26 protein-coding genes, 1 tRNA gene, 1 other RNA gene and 1 pseudogene are annotated in these 26,579 nt (G+C 37.9%); 16 read left to right on the forward strand and 13 right to left on the reverse strand.

Annotated features, from left to right (window positions below; all coding sequences use genetic code 11):
* Nucleotide 1: 1 nt before the first annotated feature.
* A complete protein-coding gene (locus BTR42_RS00945; protein ID WP_061458845.1) occupies nucleotides 2-583 on the reverse strand; it encodes an NAD(P)H-dependent oxidoreductase in 582 nt (193 codons plus the stop codon).
* Between the two features lie 173 nt (nucleotides 584-756).
* Here BTR42_RS00945 and BTR42_RS00950 point away from each other — a divergent pair, with 173 nt between their 5' ends.
* A complete protein-coding gene (locus BTR42_RS00950; protein WP_077495965.1) occupies nucleotides 757-1,491 on the forward strand; it encodes an alpha/beta hydrolase family protein in 735 nt (244 codons plus the stop codon).
* 74 nt (nucleotides 1,492-1,565) lie between these two features.
* Here BTR42_RS00950 and BTR42_RS00955 read toward each other — a convergent pair whose 3' ends face one another.
* The gene (locus tag BTR42_RS00955) at nucleotides 1,566-2,444 is read right to left on the reverse strand and encodes a hypothetical protein (RefSeq protein ID WP_077495967.1); all 879 of its coding nucleotides are present in this window, start codon (nucleotides 2,442-2,444) and stop codon (nucleotides 1,566-1,568) included.
* A gap of 247 nt (nucleotides 2,445-2,691) precedes the next feature.
* On the opposite strand from BTR42_RS00955, the pseudogene BTR42_RS12960 reads away from it, so the two are divergent.
* Nucleotides 2,692-2,823, forward strand: a pseudogene (locus BTR42_RS12960) (site-specific integrase); the annotation flags it as partial.
* Nucleotides 2,824-2,924: 101 nt separating this feature from the next.
* Here the strand turns inward: BTR42_RS12960 and BTR42_RS00965 are convergent.
* The 4 genes from BTR42_RS00965 to BTR42_RS00980 form a co-directional block, all read right to left on the reverse strand.
* Nucleotides 2,925-2,997 (reverse strand) — tRNA-Lys (locus BTR42_RS00965).
* A gap of 1 nt (nucleotide 2,998) precedes the next feature.
* A non-coding RNA gene (ssrS, locus tag BTR42_RS00970) (6S RNA) lies at nucleotides 2,999-3,190 on the reverse strand.
* 122 nt (nucleotides 3,191-3,312) lie between these two features.
* Nucleotides 3,313-4,581, reverse strand: coding sequence for a replication-associated recombination protein A (locus tag BTR42_RS00975; RefSeq protein WP_074596331.1), 1,269 nt, complete (start codon nucleotides 4,579-4,581; stop codon nucleotides 3,313-3,315).
* Nucleotides 4,571-5,065, reverse strand: coding sequence for a GNAT family N-acetyltransferase (locus BTR42_RS00980; RefSeq protein WP_077495969.1), 495 nt, complete (start codon nucleotides 5,063-5,065; stop codon nucleotides 4,571-4,573). The genes BTR42_RS00975 and BTR42_RS00980 overlap by 11 nt, the downstream gene beginning before the upstream one ends.
* A 63-nt stretch (nucleotides 5,066-5,128) precedes the next feature.
* Here BTR42_RS00980 and BTR42_RS00985 point away from each other — a divergent pair, with 63 nt between their 5' ends.
* From BTR42_RS00985 to BTR42_RS12775, 8 genes are all read left to right on the forward strand, one after another.
* On the forward strand, nucleotides 5,129-5,599 hold the full coding sequence (locus BTR42_RS00985) for a DUF3013 family protein (protein WP_077495971.1): 471 nt from the start codon (nucleotides 5,129-5,131) through the stop codon (nucleotides 5,597-5,599).
* 194 nt (nucleotides 5,600-5,793) lie between these two features.
* A complete protein-coding gene (locus BTR42_RS00990) occupies nucleotides 5,794-6,267 on the forward strand; it encodes a GNAT family N-acetyltransferase (RefSeq protein ID WP_077495973.1) in 474 nt (157 codons plus the stop codon).
* Between the two features lie 46 nt (nucleotides 6,268-6,313).
* Complete coding sequence (gene prmA / locus BTR42_RS00995; protein ID WP_009853283.1) at nucleotides 6,314-7,267, forward strand: 50S ribosomal protein L11 methyltransferase; 954 nt, start codon at nucleotides 6,314-6,316, stop codon at nucleotides 7,265-7,267.
* Entirely contained in the window at nucleotides 7,268-8,011 is a 744-nt protein-coding gene (locus BTR42_RS01000) for a 16S rRNA (uracil(1498)-N(3))-methyltransferase (protein ID WP_077495975.1), read from the forward strand.
* 162 nt (nucleotides 8,012-8,173) lie between these two features.
* The gene (locus tag BTR42_RS01005) at nucleotides 8,174-9,190 is read left to right on the forward strand and encodes a LacI family DNA-binding transcriptional regulator (RefSeq protein WP_061458854.1); all 1,017 of its coding nucleotides are present in this window, start codon (nucleotides 8,174-8,176) and stop codon (nucleotides 9,188-9,190) included.
* A 265-nt stretch (nucleotides 9,191-9,455) separates the two neighbouring features.
* Nucleotides 9,456-11,639 (forward strand): PTS transporter subunit IIBC, encoded by a 2,184-nt coding sequence (locus BTR42_RS01010; RefSeq protein ID WP_009853286.1) that lies wholly within the window; start codon nucleotides 9,456-9,458, stop codon nucleotides 11,637-11,639.
* Between the two features lie 103 nt (nucleotides 11,640-11,742).
* Nucleotides 11,743-12,558, forward strand: coding sequence for an endonuclease/exonuclease/phosphatase family protein (locus BTR42_RS01015; protein WP_009853287.1), 816 nt, complete (start codon nucleotides 11,743-11,745; stop codon nucleotides 12,556-12,558).
* A 224-nt stretch (nucleotides 12,559-12,782) separates the two neighbouring features.
* Entirely contained in the window at nucleotides 12,783-12,869 is an 87-nt protein-coding gene (locus BTR42_RS12775; protein WP_231101256.1) for a hypothetical protein, read from the forward strand.
* Nucleotides 12,870-12,922: 53 nt separating this feature from the next.
* Here the strand turns inward: BTR42_RS12775 and BTR42_RS01025 are convergent, their stop codons facing one another.
* Both BTR42_RS01025 and nrdI read right to left on the reverse strand, forming a co-directional pair.
* Nucleotides 12,923-13,960, reverse strand: coding sequence for a M42 family metallopeptidase (locus BTR42_RS01025; protein ID WP_009853288.1), 1,038 nt, complete (start codon nucleotides 13,958-13,960; stop codon nucleotides 12,923-12,925).
* Nucleotides 13,961-14,067: 107 nt separating this feature from the next.
* On the reverse strand, nucleotides 14,068-14,547 hold the full coding sequence (gene nrdI / locus BTR42_RS01030) for a class Ib ribonucleoside-diphosphate reductase assembly flavoprotein NrdI (protein WP_009853289.1): 480 nt from the start codon (nucleotides 14,545-14,547) through the stop codon (nucleotides 14,068-14,070).
* A gap of 248 nt (nucleotides 14,548-14,795) precedes the next feature.
* Between nrdI and BTR42_RS01035 the strand changes: the two genes are divergently transcribed.
* Both BTR42_RS01035 and BTR42_RS01040 read left to right on the forward strand, forming a co-directional pair.
* Nucleotides 14,796-15,110, forward strand: a complete 315-nt coding sequence (locus BTR42_RS01035) for a PTS cellobiose transporter subunit IIB (protein ID WP_013642654.1) — start codon at nucleotides 14,796-14,798, stop codon at nucleotides 15,108-15,110.
* A gap of 16 nt (nucleotides 15,111-15,126) precedes the next feature.
* Nucleotides 15,127-15,447, forward strand: coding sequence for a PTS cellobiose transporter subunit IIA (locus tag BTR42_RS01040; protein WP_009853291.1), 321 nt, complete (start codon nucleotides 15,127-15,129; stop codon nucleotides 15,445-15,447).
* A 608-nt stretch (nucleotides 15,448-16,055) separates the two neighbouring features.
* Here the strand turns inward: BTR42_RS01040 and BTR42_RS01045 are convergent.
* The gene (locus BTR42_RS01045) at nucleotides 16,056-17,456 is read right to left on the reverse strand and encodes a glycoside hydrolase family 1 protein (RefSeq protein WP_009853292.1); all 1,401 of its coding nucleotides are present in this window, start codon (nucleotides 17,454-17,456) and stop codon (nucleotides 16,056-16,058) included.
* A gap of 150 nt (nucleotides 17,457-17,606) precedes the next feature.
* On the opposite strand from BTR42_RS01045, the gene celB reads away from it, so the two are divergent.
* The 3 genes from celB (at nucleotide 17,607) to manA (ending at nucleotide 20,679) form a co-directional block, all read left to right on the forward strand.
* The gene (celB, locus tag BTR42_RS01050) at nucleotides 17,607-18,875 is read left to right on the forward strand and encodes a PTS cellobiose transporter subunit IIC (protein ID WP_012961351.1); all 1,269 of its coding nucleotides are present in this window, start codon (nucleotides 17,607-17,609) and stop codon (nucleotides 18,873-18,875) included.
* A 52-nt stretch (nucleotides 18,876-18,927) separates the two neighbouring features.
* Nucleotides 18,928-19,653, forward strand: a complete 726-nt coding sequence (locus BTR42_RS01055; RefSeq protein WP_009853294.1) for a GntR family transcriptional regulator — start codon at nucleotides 18,928-18,930, stop codon at nucleotides 19,651-19,653.
* Between the two features lie 75 nt (nucleotides 19,654-19,728).
* Entirely contained in the window at nucleotides 19,729-20,679 is a 951-nt protein-coding gene (manA, locus tag BTR42_RS01060) for a mannose-6-phosphate isomerase, class I (protein ID WP_009853295.1), read from the forward strand.
* 276 nt (nucleotides 20,680-20,955) lie between these two features.
* On the opposite strand, the gene panD is transcribed toward manA, so the two are convergent.
* From panD to BTR42_RS01080, 4 genes are all read right to left on the reverse strand, one after another.
* Nucleotides 20,956-21,345: an aspartate 1-decarboxylase gene (panD, locus tag BTR42_RS01065; protein ID WP_276516969.1), complete on the reverse strand. Its 390-nt coding sequence runs from the start codon at nucleotides 21,343-21,345 to the stop codon at nucleotides 20,956-20,958.
* A gap of 24 nt (nucleotides 21,346-21,369) precedes the next feature.
* Nucleotides 21,370-22,212 (reverse strand): pantoate--beta-alanine ligase, encoded by an 843-nt coding sequence (gene panC / locus BTR42_RS01070; protein WP_077495977.1) that lies wholly within the window; start codon nucleotides 22,210-22,212, stop codon nucleotides 21,370-21,372.
* A gap of 23 nt (nucleotides 22,213-22,235) precedes the next feature.
* A complete protein-coding gene (panB, locus tag BTR42_RS01075) occupies nucleotides 22,236-23,063 on the reverse strand; it encodes a 3-methyl-2-oxobutanoate hydroxymethyltransferase (protein ID WP_077495979.1) in 828 nt (275 codons plus the stop codon).
* A 185-nt stretch (nucleotides 23,064-23,248) separates the two neighbouring features.
* Nucleotides 23,249-24,712 carry an RICIN domain-containing protein gene (locus BTR42_RS01080; RefSeq protein ID WP_009853299.1) on the reverse strand — a complete coding sequence of 488 codons (1,464 nt, stop codon included), beginning with the start codon at nucleotides 24,710-24,712 and terminating at the stop codon, nucleotides 23,249-23,251.
* A 537-nt stretch (nucleotides 24,713-25,249) separates the two neighbouring features.
* On the opposite strand from BTR42_RS01080, the gene BTR42_RS01085 reads away from it, so the two are divergent.
* The gene (locus BTR42_RS01085; RefSeq protein WP_009853300.1) at nucleotides 25,250-26,542 is read left to right on the forward strand and encodes an ABC transporter substrate-binding protein; all 1,293 of its coding nucleotides are present in this window, start codon (nucleotides 25,250-25,252) and stop codon (nucleotides 26,540-26,542) included.
* The last annotated feature ends 37 nt before the right edge of the window (nucleotides 26,543-26,579 follow it).

Genomic DNA, 26,579 nt, shown 5'->3' on the forward strand with positions numbered 1-26,579 from the left:
TCTAAAGACTAATACGTTCAAGAAAATTTTGGCGTTGTTGAGTGGTGCTATTGTCAATGTTTCCCATATTAAGCCAGTTGACGGTTTTAATGCCTAATTGTTTTAAAGTGGCGTTGATAAATACACGCTTGATAGCATTGCCACAAAAGAGTTTTAAATACCAAGTTGGTGATGTAGAAGTGGTTAAAACGGTCGCTTTTTTGATATGTGTTAAATGTCCAATCAAGCCAGTTTTGCCAACGTCGTAAGCAAATCTCTTTTTCATCACCTTATCAATAAAACCTTTGATGATAGCAGGCGTATCATTCCACCAAATTGGGAAAATAAAGATAACTTCGTTGGCGGTAGTTAGAGATTTTTGATATTGAGCGACGAGCGGGTCAGTCGTTTTTCCCTCTTTAAACAAAGCCAACTCTTCTGTTGTATAGGCTGGGTTAAAATTATCTTTATACAAGTCAATCGTCTGAAATTCTTGTCCTCTTTGAGTTAAGGAATCCTTTACCTTTTTGAGAATAGCGTGATTAAAGCTTTTATCATAAGGATGTGCGTAAATAATGAGAGTGTCCAAGCGATTAGCCTCCATAGCATTTTTCTATATTTTAGCAAAAGTTCCCATTTTTATCAGTTGTTAGGCGATAAAGCGTCATTCTGTTTTTGGAAAATTTAGCGTGTCATATTTTTGGTAAAAAAGGTTTGGAGTGCTATAATAGGCAATAAACAAAAGCGCTTTCGTAAACTAAGAAAGGTGGTCTTTATATGGAACGAGATGGAAAACACCTATATGGGAAATTGTATCTGCCTGAAACCGTTGATAATCCGCCGTTGGTGATTTTGTCGCATGGCTTTGGCGCTAATTATAAAAGCGTAGAGGGCTATGCTCATTATTTTGTTGACAATGGCGTTGCTGCCTATGTCTTTGATTTTAATGGTGGTGGTCTCGGAAGTCGAAGCGACGGAAAAAAGACTGAAATGTCAGTATTGACTGAAGCAGCAGACCTCGAAGTTGTCTTGGATTATTTTCAAGATTTTTCGGGCATTAATAATCAACAAATTTTCTTGTTTGGAGCAAGTCAGGGAGGCTTTGTGTCAACCTATGTAGCGGGAACAAGACCAGATGATATTGCTGGGTTAATTGTCTTATATCCTGCCTATGTGCTACAAGACGATAGCAAGAAAAGAAATCCTAACCCAGAGTTAGGACCAGAGACAAGTCGTATTATGGGAATAGAAGTTGGAAAAATTTATGATATTGATGCACAGTCTTTTGATATTTATGACATAATGCCGCAATATCACGGAAAAACATTGATTATCCATGGCACATCAGACAATATTGTCCCAATTAGTTATTCAGAACGTGCGGTGACGACATTTCCGAATGCTAGACTTGTGGTCATTGATGGAGCGGGTCATGGTTTTACAGGAAAAGCAAATGAAATAGCCAAAATAGAATCCATTGATTTTATCACAAATATTATTTCTGAAAAGTAATATTATTTATTTCATTTGCAGTTATTCATTGTTAATGAGAATAGAAAAAGACGACCTGCAGGTCGTCTTTTATGTTATTGGATAATGTTTATTAAAGAAGCTATGATACTGACAGTCGTGCCTGAAAAAACATCTCTAACGAAAGATTTATTGAAAATATTCTCGTTTTTCTTGATAATGTCTTCAAAATTAGCTTTATTTTTTTCTTCGCTGGCTTTAAGAAGTTCTTTGAAAACCTCTAAAACGTTGTCAGCTAGCATTCCGTCATTAATAACCTTTTGAATGTCATTATTAATCGTTTCCCATGGCATATCGTTTTCACTACCATTAATTTGGGAATTATTTTTAGCAATATTAGAATTTGAAATAGTAGTATCACCAGTCGTAGTAGCATTTCCATTAATGGAAGCAGCCGCATTACCCGAAGCATTGACAGTTTGACTATAATCTTGTGTCACCTTGGTTTGAGAAGATTTATCATTAAAAATATTTTGTTCTCGTATAACTTCCTCTTTTAAATTAACAGAGATAGATTTGGTGATACTATTATCAAAATATTTTGTAACAATTTGAAAGACCTCATCCCGAAAGCTTTCATTTTTAAAGAAAAGATGATAATTTTGACTAGAACCAAGGTTAAAAACAATGAAGTATTTAGTTGCTTTGTGCTTCTCGTATTTTTGATAGGTCATAAAACCATAAATTATCAGAACAGGTAAGCCAATTACTACAAGAGGTGTAAGTATTAATAATGCTGAAATAACTAAAACAATTATATCAAGTAATGTTATGGGAGAAGAAAATTCTCCTCTTCCTATCATTGAAATATTATGGATTTGAATACGTTCATTTTTTGTACTAATGACATTTTTTTCGATACTCAAGTTATCAGTTTTGAGTGTTGCTGTGTCCGCATTAGTTAACTTCTCGAAAACTTCTGTGAATGTTGCCATATTAATGTTCCCTTTCCATTTATCAATCCCTTTTAGAAATCGTTTAGATATGATTAGATTTTGTAATGATCTCCCAATCATCACATAACCTTATTTTAAAATAATATTTTTATTATGACAAGAAATTAGTCTTAGTGAAATATTAGAATATTAAAAAGAATCAATAATTGGTAAGGCTAAGTATCAATTCAAAAAGAGGTGCTATTGGAATGTAACAAGCTTATAAAAGTACTTTAGTACTAATAAAATTGATGTTTGGGTGGTCTCAAAAATTCTTGGGCATAAAGATATTAAGCAGGTCATCACAACGTATGGTCATTTATTAGAAGAAGTTATTGATAAAGAATATGAGGAAATTAGAAATATATTAGGTAATTAAAGATTATCACAAGAAAAAATTTTATTGACCAAAAATTGACCAAATTTACGAAAACAAACAAAAAAACCTTGATTTAACAAGGTTTCTAACAATTCGAAAAATCCTCCCTATAGGGCTCGAACCTATGACCCATGGATTAAGAGTCCACTGCTCTACCAACTGAGCTAAGGAAGGATAAGAAGCTGTATTGGCACCGTGATTCACGATTTGTATTGAACCCGCGATCTACAAGCAGGTGGGCAACTCGCTTCTCCTTAGTTGCTTCCGCGTGTAACGGCTTGCATACTGGAGAAAGACTACTGTTTCCCGAAATACAAATATTTAGTCGGTCAACACATTGATGTGAATTCGTATGCCACAGCAATAACCTATGTATCTATGATAGCATTTTTAAAAAATATTTCAAGGGCAAATCTTATTTTTTAGAAAGCGGTTTTCTTTTTAGGCATTAACAAAAGCTATTAAAATGAGAAAGTCAATATATTATTGTTATTTAGACAGTTCATCAATTCGCTCTTTGTTAGCACCGAGGGCACGCTCGTATTTCCCAGTTTGGTTAGCGTCAAAATAATTTTTTCCGACTAACTTATCTGGTAAATACTGCTGTTTAACCCATTTTTCAGGATAATCATGAGGGTATTTGTAGCCTTGTGCGTTGCCCAATTCTTTGCTGCCAGCGTAATGTCCGTCGCGTAGATGACGTGGAATTGGCAGATTTCCGTTTTGATGAAGGTCGCTGATAGCCTTGTCAATCGCTGTAATGGCAGAATTTGATTTTGGTGATAAGGCAAGGTCAATTACGACGTTTGCAATTAAGATACGTGCTTCAGGAAAACCAATTCTTTGGGCAGCATCAAGAGCCGTAACCGTATGAATTTGAGCGTCAGGATTAGCAAGCCCAATATCCTCGTAAGCAATCACAGTTAGCCTGCGAGCAAGGCTTGGCAAATCACCAGCTTCAATCAGACGAGCGGCGTAGTGCAGACTAGCATTGACATCAGAGCCACGAATGGATTTTTGCAAAGCTGACAGCACATCATAGTGACCATCGCCGTCTTTATCCATGGTAATATAACTGCGCTGCAAGCTATTTTCAACGGTGTCAAGGCTAATGTGGCGCAGCCCGTTATCATCTGCTTTGGTAGACATGACCGCTAAATCAAGCGAATTAAAAGCTGAGCGTAGGTCGCCGTTGGTTGCCGTTGCAATGAAATCAAGCGCATCGGCATCAATATCAACATCAAAGTCAAATCCGCGCTCTTTATCAGATAACGCTGTTTGCAAAGCTGTCTTTATGTCATCAGTTGACAAAGGTTCTAATTCAAAAATTTGTACCCTTGAGCGAATGGCTGGCGTCACCGAAAAGAAAGGATTTTCAGTTGTTGCCCCAATCATGATAATATTGCCATTTTCAAGTAAAGGTAGCAAGAAATCTTGCTTGGTTTTATCTAAGCGGTGAATTTCGTCGAGCAGTAAGACTAAACCGCCAGAAAATTTAGCTTCCTCGGCAATTTCTTGCAGGCGCTTTTTGCTGTCTGTTGTAGCGTTGAACGTCCGAAAAGCGTATTTGGTTGTTCCTGCGATAGCGCTAGCGATTGAGGTCTTCCCGATACCAGGAGGACCGTAGAGAATCATTGATGACAGCATATTGGCCTCCACCATACGGCGAATGATTTTTCCTTCACCGACTAGATGCTTCTGCCCAATCACTTGGTCAATATTCTTAGGGCGCATTCGCAAAGCGAGATTATTTGGCATATATCTCCTCCAGATAATAACTGTAAACGAGGTCATCAACGTAAGTATGGTTTAGGTAAAATTGATTTTTCAAAATAGCCTCTTGTTTAAAGCCTAATTTTTCGTAGAATGTGCAGGCTTTTTCATTTGATGATAGCACATGAATGAGAACTTTTTGGTAGCCGTCAGCTTTTGCCATATCGAAGAAAGTTTGGATAAGTTTGCGTCCGATACCTTGACCGCGCGTTTTTTCAGAAACGGCAATGCCAAAAGTTACCACGTGATGACCGCTAGGGAAAGGATAATAAGTATGGTAATCAAGAACACCTAAAATGTCCTGATTTTCTTCAGCGACAAGATAATGTGTTCCATTTTCAAAATCTTTGATGATTTTATCCTTATTTGCAATAGGTAGCGGAGCTGGCGTGTTAAATGTATCCCATGTTTGGTTTTCTAGTATAACCACTTGTTCAATATCTTCTAGCTCCATTGGTCGTATTTGCATGTCATTTCCCCTTAAGTATGATAAAATAATTGTAACACAAAAGAAGATTGGAAGAAATTTTTAATGGCTAAATTTGGCTTTTTATCAGTATTAGAAGAAGAAATGGACAAGCACTTCACGTTTGATTATGCCATTGATTGGAATAAGAAAAATCATGCGGTGGAAGTGACTTTTATTTTGGAAGCGCAGAATCAATTTGCGGTTGAAACTGTGGATGACCAAGGTGAAATCAGCAATGATGACATCATTTTTGAAGATTATGTGCTTTTTTACAATCAAGCAAAATCAAAAGTTGATGAAGATGATTATTTGGTGACTATTCCATTTGACGCCAAAAAAGGCTTCTCGCGTGAATTTTTAGCCTATTTTGCTGAAACATTGAACGACGTAGCAACCAAAGGTCTTGATGATTTAATGGACTTTTTAGCAGACGAAAATGCGACTGACTTTGCGCTCGAATGGGACGCTGAAAGCTTTGAAAATGGCAAAGCAGAACTGAAAGAAACAGAATACTTTGCCTATCCGAGGTATTGAGGAAATTCATGAAATATTATTATCTCCAAAGCCTTTGAAATAATGAGGTCTAGTTATATATTTGATAATTTTACCAAGTAAAACAAAAAAGTATGGTGTAGTTCGTATAGATTTGGGAGTGATAGTTCCCATACAATGACTTGAAGTTCATTAAATTGGTGTTGAGGTTTAAGGAATTATTTGGAGGATAAAAGATGATTAGACTTGAACAAGCACAAGCAAAGGATTTAGAAGCTATTATCAGTATTCAACGTGCTAGCTTTAAGGCAATTTATGATAAATATCATGATGAATATGATCCCTATGTGGAAGATGAGGAGCGCATTAGGTGGAAGTTGATGGAACGTCCTAATAGTTTTTATTATTTCGTCAAAAAGGACGATGAGATTATTGGTTTTCTTCGGGTACTCACCAATGATGGACAAACCAAGGCTTGGCTAGGAACGGCAGCTATATTACCGAAATACCAGCGAAAAGGCTATGGTTCTAAAGGCATTTATTTACTTGAAGAAGAATTTTCAACCGTTACCCAGTGGGATTTGTGCACGGTTTTTCAAGAAGAGTCTTTGGTAAAATTTTATGAAAAATGTGGTTACCATCAAACCCATACTGAGTCAGAGCAAGAAGGTATGGATATGGTTTACATGACTAAAACTATTAATAACTAAAGCAATGATAAGTATAACTTACAAGTGAATCTAAAGGGGGAAATAAATGAACTCATGGCAAGAGTTAACTGTTGAGGTTTTACGTGATGCAGAAGAAGCTGCATCGAATATTTTGATTGAATTAGGTAGTCAAGGTGTGGCGATTGATGATAGTGCGGACTATCTCGGTCATGTTGGCAAATACGGCGAAGTATTTCCAGAAATCAAACAAGTGGAAACTGTTAAAATCACAGCTTACTACCCAGAAAACGTTGATATTGAGGCTGTTGAAAAAGAAGTGGCTGACCGCTTAGCGGAATTGACTGATTTTGGCGTTGATGCTGGTGATGTTCACTACGCAACGCAAGAATTAGCAGAGCAAGATTGGGCAGAGAACTGGAAAAAATATTATGAACCAACGCGTATCAGTCATGATTTGACAATCGTTCCAAGTTGGACAGATTATGAAGCTAGTGAGGGTGAGAAAACAATTCGTCTCGACCCTGGTATGGCATTTGGTACAGGAACTCACCCAACCACAAAAATGAGTCTTTTTGCGCTCGAGCAAGTGCTTCGTGGCGGTGAAACGGTCCTTGATGTCGGTACTGGTTCAGGTGTGCTTTCGATTGCAAGTTCACTACTTGGGGCAAAAGACATTTACGCTTATGACCTTGACGAAGTAGCGGTGCGCGTGGCACAAGAAAATATTGATTTGAATGCTAATACTGAAAATATCCACGTGGCTACTGGAAATCTTTTGCAAGGTGTTGGCATTCAAGCAGACGTTATTGTGGCAAATATCCTTGCGGACATTTTGGTCAATATGACAGAAGATGCTTATCGTCTTGTCAAAGATGAAGGTTACCTTATCATGTCAGGCATTATTTCTGATAAATGGGATATGGTTCGTAAATCAGCTGAGGACGCAGGTTTCTTCCTTGAAACACACATGGTTCAAGGCGAATGGAATGCTTGTGTTTTCAAAAAAACAGATGATATTTCAGGTGTAATTGGAGGATAAATGCAACAGTATTTTGTAGCAGGACAAGCTCAAGATGTCGTTACAATCACAGATAAAGATACGATTAAGCATATGTTTAACGTCATGCGTTTGACAGAAAACGACGAAGTTGTCCTTGTCTTTGATGACCACGTGAAGCGTTTGGCAAAAGTCATTGATAGTGCTGAACACCGTTTTGAAATCATTGAAGAACTAGATAGCAATGTTGAATTGCCTGTTGAGGTGACGATTGCCGCAGGATTTCCAAAGGGTGATAAATTGGAATTTCTAGCACAAAAAGGGACTGAACTTGGTATGGCAAAGCTCTGGGCATTTCCAGCGGATTGGTCAGTGGTCAAATGGGACGGCAAAAAATTAGCCAAAAAAGCTGATAAGCTGGCAAAAATCACACTAGGTGCTGCGGAACAAAGCAAACGTAATGTGATTCCAGAAGTCACTCTTTTTGAGAAAAAAGCAGCTTTTTTAGCAGAACTTGAGCAATTTGACAGGATTTTTATTGCTTATGAGGAATCAGCCAAGGAAGGTGAGACGGCTGTTCTAGCGCGTGAATTGTCACAAATTAAAGCAGGAGAGAAAATTCTCTTTATCTTTGGACCAGAGGGCGGCATTTCGCCAGAAGAAATCGAAACATTTGAATCAAAAGGTGGTTTGAAAATCGGTTTAGGACCACGTATCATGCGCGCTGAAACCGCACCGCTATACGCTTTAGCGAGCGTTAGCTATGCCTTGGAATTGATGAAGTAGCTAGAAACCTAGGTTGTTAACAATTTATAATGGAAAACACTGTTATAGGTGTTTTCTTTTTATTTACTTATTTTTTACTGGTGCTTGTGAAGGTTTTGAGTTGACAGCGCTTTAAAAAGTTTTTATTCTAGATATATACAAATTACAGATAAGGATAATATAATGGCAACAATTAAAGATGTCGCAAGGGTTGCGGGGGTATCAACTTCGACAGCTTCACGTGCTCTGCATGATAGTAGTATGATTAGCGAGGCGACTAAAAGACGTGTGCGTCGTGCGATGAAAGAACTGGATTACTCTCCAAACTATTCGGCACAAAATCTAGTCAATCGCACAACCAATACAATAGGGATTATTTTGCCCGTGCGAGAAAGTCAGGATTCACTTGGAAATAACCCATTTTTCATGCAAATTATTCAAGGTATTTCAAGCGTGTGTAGCGAGAATGACTACATGGTCAGCTTGGCAACAGGACGAACAGATGACGAATTGCAAAAAAATATCCAAACCTTAATTCGTAGCGGCAACATCACTAAGCTTATTTTTCTTTATTCAAGAAAAGCAGATCCAGTTTTTGAATTTGTCAAACAAGAAAAGAAGGTTTCTTGTGTCGTCGTTGGTCGTTCTTACGAAGATGCTCCGCAAAAAATGGTGCGTTTTGTTGATAATAATAATGACCAAGCTGGTAAAGATGCAACGACATTCATGTTAGCCAAAGGCTATAATCATCTTGTTTTTGCCTATACTGATATGGATGAATTAGTGCAAACCGAACGTTATCAAGGTTACTGTGAAGCCTTGCAAGAATACGGTAAAAAAGGGAGTACATTGCAATTATCACGCCTAAGCGACGAGGAAAATGCGGTGAAGTTGCAGACGTTTCTTGCTGAAAATCCCAAAACAGAAGCTTTTGTTGCCTGTGATGACATCATGGCGATTCGTTTGCAACGTTTATTTAAGGATAGTGACCTTGAAAATCATTATGCTATGATTGGTTTTAACAATTCATTGATTACAGAAATTGCGAGCCCTGCCTTGACTTCCGTGGATATTTTTCCATATGAGTTGGGGGAGAATGCCGCCAAATTATTATTAGCTGACCCTAAAAATTTAACTGAACAAACGGTTGTTATTCCACATAAAATCATTGAACGCGAATCAACACCAGATTTGGGTTAACAGCTTTTACTAACTAAAACCTCCGTTGGAGGTTTTTTTGCCAAGGAAGTGTTTGTTTAGATGTCTTTTTTTAAAAAAATTACGGAAAACGCTTTACAAATTAAAAATACGTGTTATAATAAAATCATCAAAACAACGCAAACGTTTGCGTAAATTTAAAACAAAGCTCAAACCAATACTTTAAAGGAGTTGGAAAATAGAAGTGGCATTATTTTTCATAAATTAAAGCAATTGGTTTCCTAGAAAATGGTTTAAGGAGTATTTCATGAAGAAGGCATTTAAAAATTTAACCAGCTTCGAATTTTGGCAAAAATTCGGAAAATGCTTGATGGTTGTTATTGCTGTTATGCCAGCAGCAGGTTTAATGGTTAGTATTGGGAACTCACTTCCGCTAATCAATGCAGACTCAGCCCTTCTTGCTACGGTTGGTAATGTTATTGCTCAAATCGGATGGGGAATTATCAATAACCTTCATATCCTCTTCGCGTTAGCAATTGGTGGTAGTTGGGCAAAAGAACGTGCTGGTGGTGCGTTTGCAGCAGGTATCGCATTTATTCTCATCAACCTTATCACAGGTCACGTTTATGGCATTTCACTTGATATGATTGCCGATGGTACAAGTACGGTTCACAATGTGCTTGGTGGTGAAATGCTTGTAGCTGACTACTTTGTCAATGTTCTTGGTCAACCTGCCCTTAATATGGGTGTGTTTGTCGGTATTATCTCTGGTTTTGTTGGGGCAACAGCTTACAATAAATACTATAACTACCGCAAATTACCAGACGTTCTTTCATTCTTTAATGGTAAACGTTTCGTACCGTTCGTTGTTATCTATCGTTCAGTTCTTGTTGGTTTGTTTATGTCACTTGTTTGGCCAATCATCCAATCAGGAATCAACGGATTTGGTATGTGGATTGCATCTTCACAAGATTCAGCACCATTTTTAGCACCATTCTTATATGGTACTTTGGAACGTTTGCTTCTTCCATTTGGACTTCACCACATGATTACTATCCCAATGAACTACACATCACTTGGTGGTACTTATGAAATTTTGACAGGTGCTCAAAAAGGAACAGAAGTCTTTGGTCAAGACCCACTTTGGTTAGCATGGGTAACAGACCTTATCAATCTTAAAGGTTCTAATGCTTCAGCATACCAAGATCTTTTAACAAATGTAACACCAGCTCGCTTTAAAGTTGGGCAAATGATTGGTGCAACTGGTACACTTATGGGACTTAGTCTTGCTATGTACCGTAATGTTGACCCTGACAAGAAGAAAAAATACACTGCTATGTTCATCTCAACAGCAGCAGCAACATTCTTAACAGGTGTTACTGAACCAATCGAATACATGTTTATGTTCGTTGCAATGCCACTTTACGTTGTTTATGCAGTCGTTCAAGGGGTGACATTTGCTTTAGCTGATTTAGTTAACCTTCGTCTCCATTCATTTGGTAATATTGAACTTTTAACACGTACGCCTATGGCTCTCAAAGCTGGACTTGGCGGTGATTTGATTAACTTTGTCATCTGTTGTATTTTATCAGGGGTTGTGATGTACTTTATCGCAGACTTCATGATTAAGAAATTCAACTTTGCTACTCCAGGTCGTAATGGTAATTATGACGATATGGATGATGACCAAGCTAGTGCATCAGCAGACGGTGCTAGTGTCTCTGCAGACTCACAAATCGTTCAAATCATTAATCTCCTTGGTGGACGCGATAACATCGAAGATGTTGATGCTTGTATGACTCGACTTCGTGTCACAGTCAAAGATGTCGCTAAAGTCGGTGATGAGGACACTTGGAAAAAAGCTGGCGCTATGGGACTTATTATCAAAGGCTCAGGTGTTCAAGCGGTTTATGGACCAAAAGCAGATATTTTGAAATCTGATATCCAAGACCTTCTTGATTCTGGCGCAGAAATTCCAACTGTCAACTTGTCAGAAGTTGAAGGAAACGATGTTACAAAAGTTTCTTATAAAGGTGTGACAGAAGATGTCAATGCAGTTGCAGACGGTGATGTAAAACCTATCACAGAAGTTAAAGACCCTGTCTTTGCTGGTAAAATGATGGGTGATGGCTTCGCTGTTGAACCAGAAAATGGCAATGTTTACGCACCAGTTTCAGGTATTGTAACCAGCGTCTTTCCAACAAAACACGCCTTTGGTCTATTAACAGACAATGGACTTGAAGTTCTTGTTCACATTGGTTTAGATACTGTTGCTCTTAACGGAGTACCATTCTCAGTTAAGATTGCAGAAGGTCAACGTGTTCAAGCTGGTGAGCTTTTGGTGGTAGCTGATTTAGCAGCTATTCGTTCAGCAGGTCGTGAAACAACAATTATTGTTGCCTTCACAAATACAGCAGAAATCAAAGCAGTCAATTTAACACAAACAGGAAAAGTTTCTGCTAACACACCTGTTGCCAAAGTAGAACTTTAAGCTGATATTACTCATATGAATAAGAGATGTTTAGGTTAAATCTAAATAAAAGGGAGTCTGAGATAGGAATCACGGACTCTCCTTTGACTTGAAGGGAACAGATATGGCTAAATTTTTAACACTTAATACGCATTCTTGGTTGGAGGCAAATTCATTAAAGAAATTATTCGACTTGGCAGAAACGATTTATAGTGAAAATTATGATGTCATTTGCCTTCAAGAAATTAACCAAGATATTCGTGGACTGTTAACCAAAGAAGTTGATGGCTATGAAAAATTACCAGGCAGCCCAGCTTTGCATCGCGATAACTACGCTTTACAACTCGTGAATTATCTGAGAAGTCAAGGACGATATTATTATTGGTCTTGGGCATATAATCATATTGGATACGAAAAGTACAATGAGGGTGTTGTTATTCTATCAAAAACACCTATCAAAGTGAATGATATTCTGGTATCTGATGTTGATGACGAAACTGATTTTCACACAAGACGTGTTCTCGTTGCGGAGACAGAAATTGATCAGAAACCAATTACGGTTGTCAGCTTACACATGTCTTGGTTTGGTAAAGGCTTTGAAAGTGAATGGCAAAAGCTGGAGACAGCCCTGCTTGATTACCCCAAACCATTGGTACTCATGGGTGATTTTAACAACCCAACGGATACTGCTGGCTATGATATGATTTTAAACAGCCCACTTGATTTACAAGACAGCCACAAAGTGGCTAAGAAAGTCCAAGGCGACCACACGATTATTGAAGACATTGACGGCTGGGAGGGCAATAAACAATCCCTCAAAGTTGACCATGTTTTCACAAGTAAAGATATTGATATTCTATCATCAACCGTCACATTTGACGGCGGTGAAGCGCCAATCGTCAGTGACCATTTCGGTCTTGCCGTTGAGCTTAACTACTAATAACATTACCTCCTAATTTATTTGTTTGTTTTTACACAATCGCTCCTGATTTCAGGGGCGATTTTAGGTGTTATGTGTTATAATGGATCCGCAATAATAGCATTAAAATAATAAATGATTAATTACGGAGATAAAAATGAAAAAATTTAATGTAGAAATTGAGGAAGTGAAGTGCTCAAAGAATTGTAAAAGTTAAGGCAAGAGATGAAAACGAAGCTTTGAAATTGGTAAGCAAACAGTACAGGCGAGAAAACATTGTCCTAGACAAAAATGATTACAAAGGTCATGAACTTAGGGTTATATCCGAATAGAGAACGATAAAAGAGTGAACATAACATTCACTCTTATTTTTTGTATTCAATTTTTACTCCACAATTGGGCTTTTTAGGTAAGCGTCAACGAGGCGTTCTGTTGCTTGGACAGAGTCAATGTGTGTGCGTTCGTATGAGTGACTTGATTCGATACCAGCTCCAAAAAGGGCATGTTTGACTTCAGCACCTGCACGAAGAGCAGCAGAAGCATCACTACCATAATACGGATAAATGTCCAATTTGTAAGGAATCTTATTGTCATTTGCTAATTTGACAAGATGTTGGCGCAATTCATAGTGATAAGGTCCTGAACCGTCTTTAACACAGATTGACACACTGTATTCATCTGTTTGTTGGTCGTCTCCCATTGCTCCCATATCGACCGAAAGGTATTCAACAGTTTCAACCGGGATACTCGAATTCGCTCCATGACCAAGTTCTTCAAATGCTGAGAAGTAGAAGTGTGTCGTGTATGGCAAAGTAATGTTTTGCGCTTTATATTCTTTAAGCAATTCAATTAAGATAGCTGCTGACACTTTGTCATCTAAGTGACGTGATTTGATAAAACCTGATTCGGTAACGACAACACGTGGGTCAAATGAGATAAAGTCACCAACTTCGATACCAAGAGCGCGTGTTTCTTTCTCATTTGTCACTTTTTCATCAAGGCGAACTTCCATGTTAGTTTGGTTGCGCTCAGCCGTACCAGCATCTTTATAAACGTGTACAGATGTTTGGTGCATAAGGATTGTACCACTGATTTTCTTGCCATTTTTAGAAACGTGAACGGTACAATTTTCTCCCTCAATAGCGTTGTAAACAAAGCCACCGATAAGGTCCATTTTGAGACGTCCATCAGGTTTGACAGCGCGAACCATAGCACCAAGTGTATCCAGATGAGCAGTCACCACACGGTGTTTGCTGTCATTTTTACCTGTGACTGTGACCATAACACCGCCTTTATTCGTGCGAGCAGGCGCATAGCCAAAGCTTTCAAGTTCAGCAATCACATAATTCATAATGTGACTTGTGTAGCCAGTAGGTGAAGGGATATTTGCAAGTTTTGTAATATAATCAACCGTAGTTTTCATGAGTTCTCCAATTAAAATTTAGTAGTCATATCGACGATAAAATACACGATATCATCTATGTTATTATACCATGTCTGCTAAATTTAGTTGAGAGAGGACTGTATGTATTAACTAGGATTGGCAAATCCTTGGTGTTGCTTCACAATAATTTTTGCTAGGCGCTCAATATCAGCACTTGTTCCTCGTAATTCAAAATCACCCAACATCGGAAAACCAAAACGTTTGGCGTACTGTTTGGCTGTCAGGCAATACTGTTCGTTGAAATTACGATTGCCAGAACCAATAATACCAAAACAATGTTTGTAGTTGTCATGAGCAGCAATAAAATCACCTAGCGGATTCGTCAAGATTTCAACATCACCTGAATCAATACCATTACCACCTTCAAGATAGGTTGGCAAAACAGCAACAAAAGGTGTCGTGATTGGAAATGTTTCATGATTGAGTTCTTTGATATTAATGGTCTGTGTATCTAGTGAATAATGGTTCAGTAAGTGTTCAGTTAAGCGCTTTACAAAGCTTTGTGTGTTACCGCTTAAACTAATATAAACAATGCTCAACGGAGCTAACCTTTTTTCTTGTGACATAATAAATTCCCTACTATATATGGTATTACTTAGAATAATGTAACACAATATATGGTTATAAACAAGAATTTAGCTCTGCAATTTAGATGATTTAGAAAGCGTTTAAATTTTTTGAAAAAGTTTACACTTTTAAAAAGAAAAGACTAGACATTTTAAAAAGTCTGTGATATACTTTTAGTAAAGATGTTGGGGAGCGTAAAACATCTTAAACAACTATTTTATATTCTATTCTAAAAGGGAGAATGACTATGTCAAAAGCATTGATTATCTGTGTAGCTGGAATGTCATCATCACTAATGGCCCAAAAAACAACAGACTTTTTCAAAAACCAAGGTAAAGACATCACTGTAGAAGCTATCAGCTCTAACGAAGGTGAACAAGTTATTACTGACGCAACTTACGATTTGTATCTAGTTAGTCCACAAGCTGGTATGTACTATAACCAATTTGCAGCTGCTGGTGAAAAATCAGGTCGTCCAGTTGTTAAAGTTCCACCACAAGCTTATGTTCCAATCCCAATGGGTGTTGAGAAAATGGCTAATCTTATCGTAGAAAACATTTAATGAGGTATTGTTAGAGATGACTGAAGAAGAATTGCAACTTGCTGCTTTTGAAATTATCTTGCACAGCGGTAACGCCCGCACTTCTGTTCACGAAGCATTTGCTGCAATGAAAGAAGGCAAATATGACGAAGCAAAAGAAAAACTAGATGCTGCTGATGCAGAACTTTTGGAGGCACATCATGCTCAAACTGATTTGTTACAGAAATATGCAAGCGGTACCGAAGTTAAAATCGAGATTATTATGGTTCACGCACAAGATCATTTGATGACTACAATGACTTTGAAAGAAGTTGCGGTGGAAATGATCACATTGTACCAACGACTCGACGAAAAATAAGGAAAAAAACAGTCCAGCGGACTGTTTTTTCATGAGCCTAGAAATTGAAAAGCGAATTAAGTCCAGAGGACTGTTTTTTCATGAGCCTAGAAATTGAAAAGCGAATTAAGTCCAGTGGACTGTTTTTTCACGCGCCTAGAAACTGAAAAGCGAGTCAATTCCAGTGGGCGTTTTCCATTGTCTAACATACGCACCAAATTCAATTTATCAATATCATCATTTTAAACACGAAAACATTTTAAAGTTGCGATTTAATCATTCAAAAAGAAGACTGTAAGGTCTTCTTTTTTGATTTCTCTTTGTTCAGTCTGAGGCTTTAACAACATCAAACATTTCATGCTCGCTTTTTCTCATCACTAATCTTAAAATCAAGCAAGGTCAATAAAATTTGAGGTTTGTTTTTGAAAAACTAGATTATTTTGCTACGCTTATAAAAAATTGTGTATAGCAAAACCCTCTTCCTATGCAGAAGAGGGTTAGAATCTAGTAAATAGTTTTAAATGGATAAAAAGGATTTGTTAAGTTAATTTTCACTGGCTAGGTGAAAATCATGAAGTAGAAATTTATTAGGAGTATTTGAAATCGAATATTATTAGAATATTAAATGATTATTCTTCAAATCCATTATCAACAGTAACTTGTTTAAACCATTCGCCAGATTTTTTAATGGTTTTAATTTGTGTGTGAATATTGTTTGAGATGAATCCATAACGGTTACGGTAAGCGTTCATCCAAGACCAGCAATCGATTGGTGTCCAGAGGTGATAACCGAAACAGTTTGAACCTTCTTCGATTCCTCGGTGGAGACAAGCGAGGTGTTCTTTGATGAAGTCAATACGATAATCATCTTGAACTTGTCCGCTTTCATCCATGAAGCGTTCTTCACGAGAAACACCCATACCATTTTCAGAAACAAACCAAGGGATGTTTTTGTAGTTGTCGCGAATGTTGATAGCAATATCGTAAATAGCTTCTGGGTAGATTTCCCAACCTTTATCAATATTCATGCGACGACCAGGCATATTGTACTCGTCGTAGTAACGACTTGGCAACCAAGCACCAACAGAGTTAGGTGCGATGTCTGGAGCTTTCACACGATTTGGATGGTAGAAGTTAACACCCAAGAAATCAACAGTGTTGTTTTTGAAGATTTCAGCATCTTCAGGTTCTGTTTGCCAGATAACACCATCTTTTTCTAAAACAGCTTCAAGTTCTTCTGGGAAGTGTCCGTTGATAGCTGGTTCAAGGAACATTTTGTTGTTCCAAAGTTCAGCAAAGTGTGCTGCAGCTTGGTCATCTTCAGAATCAGAAGCAGCGTAAGTTGGTGTTAAGTTCAATACGGTACCAATGCGACCACCATCTTTGTCTAAACCAAGTTCTCGGAATTTAGCGATAGCTTTTGCTGAAGCAATATTCAAGTTATATGCAACTTGAACCGCTTTCTTACCATCGACTAATTTTGGATAGTGGAATTGGTAAAGGTATTCACCGTCAACAACAACCATTGGTTCATTGTGTGTTGTCCAATCTTTAACACGGTCACCGAATGCTTTGAAAGCTTGTTCAGCAAATCCAACGTAAAGATCAACAACATGGCGTGATTCCCAACCACCATATTTATGATAAAGTTCAACAGGTAAATCGAAATGGTGAAGGTTCATGATTGGACGAATACCATTTTCGATGAAGCAATCAATAACGTTATTATAGAAATCTACTGCATCTTGATTAACAGTATTTGTTTCAAGGTCATCAATAAGACGTGTCCATTGAATAGAAGTACGAACACTATTGAGTCCTACTTTTTTCATCAATGCAATATCTTCTTTATAACTGTTATAGAAGTTTGAGGCTGTGTCAGGACCTACTTGATCGTAAAAGACTTCAGGTTCAATTTCATACCAATAGTCAAACATATTAGCATGTTTCTTATTGAAACGCCCTTCACTTTGAGGACCTGATGTAGCAGCACCCCACCAAAAGTTCTCTGGGAATGTGTAAGTTGCCATTAGATTCTCCTTAAAATATTTTCATTTACAAATACAATTATACACTTTTTGTACAAAAAGACAATATTTTTATAAAAAAAGACTAGACATTTAACAAAAAATAATATATAGTTATAATGTAAAAACAAATTAATGGAAAGAGGAGTGTTTATGAACAAGTTTCTAGATGCTATCAGTGACAAACTTTTGCCTTTGGCAAATAAGTTAGGTTCTAACCGTTACCTATCTATTTTACGAGACGCTTTCATGTTAGCGTTTCCATTGACTATGTTTGGGTCAATTGTCGTGGTTATTTGTAACCTTCCTTTTTTAAGCGATGATTTGAAATCGCTTTTATACGACATTATGGGTAGTGGTCAAAGTGCCACAATGTCTATCATGACAGTGTTTGTAACCTTTGGTATTGGTTATTACCTATCAAAATCTTATGACGTTGAAGGAATCTTCGGTGGGGCTATCTCATTTGCAAGTTTCCTTATCTTAACACCATTCTTCACAACTACCGACAGTGGTGAAGAAGTTTCAAGTGTTTTAAGTCTTGATCGTCTTGGTGCCAAAGGAATGTTCCTTGGTATGATTGTTGCTTTCCTTGCAGCAGAAATTTATAGCCGCGCAAGCAAAAAAGGTTGGCAAATTAAAATGCCAGATAGTGTTCCACCTGCAGTTGCTAAATCATTCGCAGCGCTTATCCCAGCTATCTTGACATTGTCAGTCTTCACAGCTATCAATGCTATTGTAACAGTTGGTTTCAATACAAACCTTCACGACGTTATCTACAATGTTATCCAAGTTCCACTTGTTGGTTTGGGAAGTAGTATTTGGGCAACATTGATTGCAATTTTCTTCATCCAATTCCTATGGTTCTTCGGACTTCACGGACAAATCCTTGTTAACTCAGTTATGGACCCAGTTTGGAACACTTTGATGTTTGAAAACTTGGAAGCTTACAAAGCTGGTGAACACCTTCCACACATCATTACTAAACCATTCATGGAAACATTTACTGTTGGTCTAGGTGGTTCAGGTATGACTTTGGCAGTTGTTATCATCATGGCATTCTTCTTGAAGAAACAACAATATCGTGATGTTGGTCGTTTGGCATTAGGTGCTGGTATCTTCAACGTTAACGAACCTGTTATCTTTGGTTTGCCAATCGTGTTGAACGCTACAATTCTTATTCCTTGGGTTATTGCCCCAATCATCGTTACAGCTCTTAATTATTTCGTAATGGCAATTGGTCTTGTACCTGCTCCAACAGGTGTATCAGTGCCTTGGACTGTACCAGTATTCTTTAGCGGTATGATTGCAACAAACTCACTTGCAGGTGGACTTCTCCAAATCGTTGACTGTCTCATCGTCGGATTCATTTGGTATCCATTCTTGCGTATGCTAGACAAACAACCTGATTCTGCGTTATAATAGAACTATAGTTTTTAAAAAATAGTCTATACAAGTAGAGTAGGAGCGATCTATGTCAAAATATGAAGAGATTGCAGGTATTATTCGAACGAGGATTTCAGACGGCACTTACCCTATTGATTCAATGTTACCGATTCAATCGGACTTAGCAAAAGAATTTGGGGTAAGCCGTATGACAATCAAAAAGGCTATTGAGATGTTAACCATCGAAGGTTTGGTTCTTTCAAAACAAGGAAATGGAACAAAGGTTTTAAATTCTTCGTTTTGGGATAAAGAGGACTCAAAATTCCGTTTGAACAACTACAATGGGTTGAGCTATGATATGAAAGATGACCCTCGGAAATTGACGAGTAAAATCATTGAATTTAATGTCGAATTTCCAGATGCTAAAATAGCAGAGCGGCTTCAAGTTGATTCAGCGACACCTGTTTACAAAATTATCCGACTTCGTTTATTAGACGGTAAACCTTATGCTTTGGAGCATACTCATATGTCTTGCGATTTAGCACCTGGTTTGGATGATGACATCTTATTAACATCTGTTTATGATTACCTTTGGCATCAACTCGGTCTCAAATTTGCAGGTTCCTACCGACATATCACGGCTGAAAAGCCAGATCATTATGACAAAGATTATTTAGCCTGCAAAGATGATGATCCCATTTTGCAAGTCGAACAAGTTGTTTACTTGGAAAATGGAAGACCGATTGAATACTCTCGTAGTAGAAATCGTTTCGATACTAGAGGTTATTCATTATTGGATGTTAAGAACATTTAACTAAGAAACCCAAAAATGCTTTGGGTTTCTTCTTGGTGAACAAGCATATTTTGCTTGAAGGAAAGGAAAATTTTTATGGCAGAACCATTATTTCTAAAGTCACAAATGCATGATAAAATCTGGGGTGGAACTAAACTTCGTGATGAATTTGGTTATGACATTCCAACAGAAACAACTGGTGAATACTGGGCAATTTCAGCTCATCCAAATGGTGTTTCAATCGTAGATAATGGTACTTATAAAGGTGAAGGTCTAGATAAACTTTATCGTGAACACAAAGAACTTTTTGGCAATCCAAAATCTGAAGTCTTTCCATTATTGACAAAAATTCTTGATGCCAACGATTGGCTTAGTGTACAAGTTCACCCAGATGATGCTTACGCTCTTGAACATGAAGGCGAACTTGGTAAAACTGAGTGCTGGTATGTTATTGCTGCAGATGAAGATTCTGAAATTATTTACGGACACAATGCCAAATCAAAAGAAGAGCTTCGTCAATTGATTGAAGCTGGGAAATGGGATGATTTGTTAACAAAAATCCCTGTTAAAGCTGGTGATTTCTTCTACGTACCAAGTGGTACAATGCACGCTATCGGTAAAGGGATCTTAATTTTAGAAACACAACAATCAAGTGATACAACTTACCGTGTTTATGATTTTGACCGCCGTGATGCACAAGGTAATCTTCGTGATTTGCACATTGAGCAATCAATTGATGTTTTAACAATTGGTGAACCTGCTAACAGTACACCTGTAACGGTTGATGTTGACAACTTGAGTTCAAGCCTTTTGGTTTCAAATGAATTCTTTGCTGTTTATAAATGGGTGGTATCTGGTGTCGTTAACCTTACACAAACAGCACCATACTTGTTGGTAAGTGTTCTTTCAGGTCAAGGTAGCTTGAAAGTTGACAACCGTGTTTATAACATCAAAAAAGGTGACCACTTTATCCTTCCTAATGACGTTAAGTCATGGGAATTTGATGGTGAGCTAGAAATCATTGCTAGTCACGCAAACGAAAAATAATTATTGTTCATAAATATGAGTGAAACAAAAGGGTTCTGGAGTGATTCCAGAACTCTTTTGTTATATTCTCGCCTAGAAATAAATTCTGGTTTTAACTAGCACTGTGTTATTAAGCAGTAGAATGATTTGCCGACGGTTTAAATTGTTTTCGTTTTTAAAATGATGATATTGATAAATTGAATTGAGAGCATAAGTTAGACAATGAAAAAACTGGACATGACTCGCCTTTTAATTTCTAGTCTCGAGAAAAAACAGTCCACTGGACTGTTTTTTTCCTTATTTTTCAGCTTCTTGGTCGTATAAGCGACCTGATTTTTCGTAATGTGTTAAGCGTGTGAGTTGATTTTTTTCATTAACAAAGACGACAAGTGGTTTTTGCGTTTTGGCTTCTTCTGGTGTGAGGCTAGCATAAGACATGATGATGACGTGGTCACCAACGTTGACGAGCTTAGCGGCAGCGCCGTTGAGGCAAATTTCTCCTTTTCCAGGTTCGCCAGCAATGATGTATGTTTCTAGTCGGCTGCCTGTTTCCACGTCTGCAATTTGAACTTTTTCGTATTCAACCATGCCAGCTGCTTCGAAAAGTTCTGGGTCAACGGTGATACTGCCAACGTAATCGACTTCGGCACCTGTGACAACAGCACGGTGGATTTTTGATTTTAACATTTGAATGTGCACAATTAGCCTCCCTTATTCGTAAATATGATTGTCAATTAAGCGTGTTTTGCCAATGTAAACAGCGATAGCGTTGAGAACTGGTCGGTCAATTTGGCTGACAGGTTCAAGTGTTTTCCAGTCAACAAATTCGACATAATCGATTTTAGCAAGGGGTTCTTTTTCGATGAAATCAGTCATGGCTTGTTTTAATTTATCTGTGTCTGTTTCACCGTCTTGAATCATTTTTTCAGCAAGGACTAGACTTTTTGAAAGAACAAGGGCAGCTTGACGTTCCTCTGCTGAGAGGTAAGTGTTACGTGAACTTTTAGCTAGACCGTCTGCTTCGCGGACAATTGGGCAACCAATGATTTCAAGGTTGAAATTCAAATCGTCAACCATGTGCTTGATAACAGCGAGTTGCTGCGCATCTTTTTGCCCAAAATAAGCTCTGTTTGGTTCGACAATGTTGAACAGTTTTCCGACAACGGTGCAGACACCTCGGAAATGAATAGGACGTGTCTTGCCACAAAGCCCTTGTGTTAGAGTTGACATGTCAATGAAACTTGAAAAAGTTGGAGAGTACATGTCACTAGGCTCTGGATTGAAGATAAGGCTAGCACCAGCAGCTTCGCAAAGTCTGGCGTCTTGTTCTAAATCTCGTGGGTAGCTTTCTAAATCTTCTGTTGGTGCGAATTGAATTGGATTCACAAAAACGCTGACGACGACGTGGTCGTTTTCGGCAACGGCTTTGTCAATCAGACTCTTATGCCCTTCGTGTAGGTAACCCATGGTTGGAACAAGTCCAATGCTTTTTCCGTCTGCTTTCCAAGCTTGCACAGCTTTGCGGACATCTTCAACGGTATGAACGATTTTCATGTAACGATATGCCTCTTTTCTAATTAATAGAGTTTTTCGATGATAGTGTCATCAATGTGATATTCATTTTCTGGTGTTGGAAATTTCTGCGTTGCGACGTCGTCAATATAATTCTTAACAGCGCCAGAGATGAGTTCACCAATGTTAGCGTAGCGTTTGACAAATTTAGGTGTGAAATCAGAGAACAATCCTAACAAGTCAGCATAGACTAGCACTTGCCCATCAGTTTGGTTACCAGCACCGATTCCGATAGTAGGAATGTCCAGTTGCTTGGTAATTAATTGAGCGAGCTCGGCTGGAATGGCTTCGAGTACAACAGCGAATGCGCCAGCTTCTTGGACGGCTTTGGCATCTTCAATGAGTTGTTTGGCAGCAGCTTCGGTTTTCCCTTGAACTTTGAAACCTCCGAAAGCGTTGATGTGTTGTGGTGTTAAGCCAAGGTGCGCACAGACAGGAATACCAGCCTCAACCATAGCCTTGATTTGTGGGCAAACGCTTTTGCCACCCTCTAATTTAACGGCTTGACAATGCGTTTCTTTCATCAAACGTCCTGCGTTTTCTAGGGCTTGTTCGACAGAAATCTGATAGGACATAAAAGGCATATCAACGATGACGAGTGCATTTTTTGCCCCACGACAAACGGCTTTTCCGTGATGAATCATATCATCTAGTGTTACTGAAACCGTGTCGTCGTATCCTAAAACAACATTTCCAAGTGAATCACCAACGAGAATGCTGTTGATACCAGTACTGTCGATTAATTTTGCAGTTGAGTAATCATAGGCGGTTAACATGGTTAATTTTTTACCGTCTTTTTTGGCTCTTTGAAAGCTCAATACGGTATTTTTCATGAGTCTCTCCTTTCTCTAAAAGCGTTAAAAGCCTTTAGAATTAAACATGTCTAGCTAATATTATAACAAATGTTCAGAAAATTTTAAATTTACAGGATATAAAAAACTGAAGAAAGGTCAACATGATAACCTTTCCCCAGTCGAGAATATGGAGTTGTCAGATAATGACTTACATACGAATTGTATTAGTCAAAAATTGTACAACGTTTAGATGTGTTCTTGATACCATTTTGGTCATAGATAATAGCGTTACCTTGTTCAGTTAATTGTGAACCGCTCCAATCTTGTGCGATATCGAGGTAAGCCCAAGTGTCGCCGTTACCTTTCCAAGACCAACCGAGGTAACCAACTCCCTTAGATTGAGAGTAGCTCATGATTGTCTTGTAATCTACATCGCCGTTAGTGTGTCGGATACCGAATTCACCGATACAAAGTGGTACACCTACGTTAAGTGCTGAGTCAATGTTTGATTGAACTGCGCCGTATGCACCAGCATATTCGTACATGTGAATAGAGAACATGATGTTGTGTTGTGAATCAGCTTGAACGACACTTTGACCTGCTTCTGCGATAGATTGTGGGTATTGTCCCCAACCAGCACAATCGACCATAAGTGTATTTTTGATACCAGCATTACGAAGTTTTGGAATAACTTGTTGGTAACCTGCTGCCCAGTTTGAACTGTCCCAAGCACCGCCCCATTCGTTAGCGATGTTAAGGATGACGTTTGCTTCGTTTCCAATCAAAGCACTCTTCATTTCAATCCAGTAATCAGCAGCTTTTTCTAAGTCTTGAATGTTATCTGAACCAGTAGCGTCATGTACTTCAACGATAGCAATTAATTTGTTATCTTTACAAAGTTGAATAAGTTTTTGAAGTTCAGAGAGTGAAGTTTTACTGTATTGTTGACCATCTGTGATAACTAAGCGAACACAGTTAGCGCCAGTTTTTGCAATGGCAGGAATAGCAGTATCTTCATAACCTTGGTACCAAGAGTAAGCGTGGTTGATACCGCGCATCACAAATGGATTACCTTTTGCATCATAAAGTGTAGTACCGTTTGTGTAGAAACCACTAGTTGAAACTGGAGTAGTAGTGTCGCCACCAGTATCACCACCAGTGTTTCCACTGTCACTTACTTTTGTGAATTCCCATTTTTGGTTCCAACCACCGTTGTCATCCCATTGTTGTACGTTAGCACCGTCATCGCTAGAGTTTGCTGCAACGTCAAGAGCTTTACCGCTGACAGCAGAGATTAGTTTGTAAGAACCGTCACCAGTATCTACGATTTTCCAGCGTTGGCATGTTCCGTTAGTATCGTCCCATTGTTGTACGTTAGCACCATTGTAAGTTGCTGCACTTGCTACGTCTAGCACTTTACCACTGTTTACTGATACTAATTTGTAGTATCCGTCTCCTGTATCAACAACTTTCCATTGTTGGTTAGTGCCGCCGTTATAAGACCATTGTTGCACGTTAGCTCCTGCGTAAGTTGCTTTTGATGCAACGTCAAGAGCTTTACCACTATGTTTTGCAGTGATTTTGTAAGTCTGTCCTGAAACGATTTCGTCAGCTTTTACCCCTTGAGCTGATGCGAGACCGGCAACGACAGTTAGGGTCGCTAAAGATCCAACTAATGCTTTTTTCATAATGTTTTTTTCTCCTCCCAAAAAAAGCGTTAAGACATAATGTCATCTCTGAATGTTATGAAATAATGTTTTTAAAGAAAAAATCTCCTCTTTACAAACTACTAGTAGTTGTATACAAAAACAATAAAAAACTTTTAGGATGCGCTTCCAAAATGAGTATAACACAAGTTTTTTAAAAAGTATATACCTAAAATTAAAATAAATTTGAATTTTTAAAAAATTATGTAAGCGTTTTGTTATGCCATATAATGTAAGGAAATAAAATTGACACCTTGTCAATTAGTTGTAATAAAAAATAGCAAAAGACTATTTTTTGTAGTCTTTTGGACGCGTTTTCCATGATTTTTCCTAAGAGAAAAAGAAATATAATTGTCATATAAACAACAGTAAAAATTTTTTTAAAGGTCATATATAGTAGAAAAGTTATTTTAGCTGAAAAAATAAAAAATATTTTTAATAAAAGTATATACTTTTAAGATACAAAGTGTTATAATGTAAGCGCAAACAAAAAGAAGCTAAAATTAGGAGGAAGAACCTATGAAAAAAGGTTTGCTTACAATTGGGATGACTGCATTAGCAGCCGTGACATTAGTTGGTTGTTCAAGCGGAAGCAGTGATAGCGATGTTGAAACAATTACATTCATCAACCATAAGACCGATTGGGAAACTAACGGTAAATGGGATGAGTACATTGCAAAATTTAACGAGAAATATCCTGATATTAAAGTTGAAGTACAAACCATTACTGATTATGCAGGTCAAATGAAAACTCGTATGAACAGTAAAGAGTACGGCGACGTTTTAATGATTCCTGGTGATATTAGCCCGAAAGATTATGAGAACTTCTTTGAACCACTTGGTGATACAGAGGAATTATCAGAAAAATACTTAGGACTTAATGACCGTTCATATGAAGGTGTTCAATACGGTATTCCGAGCCAAATGAATGCGACTGGTTTGGTTGTTAATAAGAAAGTCTTTGAAGATGCAGGTATTACAGAATTCCCTAAGACAACAGAGGATTTCATTGCTGCACTTAAGAAAATAAAAGAAAATGATAGTAGCATTGTCCCACTTTACACAAACTACGCTGCTGGTTGGACATTGTCTAACTGGGACTTCACACGTACAGGTGTGTCAGGTGATGCTGATTTCACTAATGAAATGACTTCAGATACATCACCATTTGATGAAGGTGACACAATGTACACTATCTACAATACGCTTTACACAGTAGCTAAAGAAGGGTTGATTGAATCTGACCCTACAACAAGTGATTGGGAACAATCAAAAGTTGACTTAGCAAATGGTAAAGTAGCTGTTATGGTACTTGGAAGCTGGGCAGTTCCACAAGTTCAAGAAGCCAATGAAGATAATGCGGACAACATTACGTTTGAAGCATTCCCAGTAACAGCATCTGATGGCAAACAATATATGCCAATCGGTGGTGACTACAACTACGGTATTAACGTTAACAGTAAACACAAAAAAGCAGCCCGCAAATTCATCGACTGGATGGTTAATGAATCTGACTACGCTGTTGACAATGGTGGTATTCCAACTGTGAAAGGTGCAGAATATCCAAAAGCACTTCAAGATAGTCAAGATGCGGGTGTTGAATTGATTGAAGAAAATCCAGCTCCAGAAGGTAAAGAATCACTCTTTAGCGACATTAACAATGAATCTGAATTAGGTATCGGTTCTACTGATACTGAAAAACAACGTATCATTGACGCTGCTGTTGGAAATTCAAAAGAATCATTTGATGACATTATGAAAGACTTTAACACACGATGGGCTAACGCCATCAAGGCAGTTTCAGATAACTAAAATTCAATTTAGTGAGATGGGAAAGTTTGGGAGTCGA

Origin of the sequence: Streptococcus gallolyticus subsp. gallolyticus DSM 16831, from assembly GCF_002000985.1 — a bacterium.
Classification (GTDB): Bacteria; Bacillota; Bacilli; order Lactobacillales; family Streptococcaceae; genus Streptococcus; species Streptococcus gallolyticus.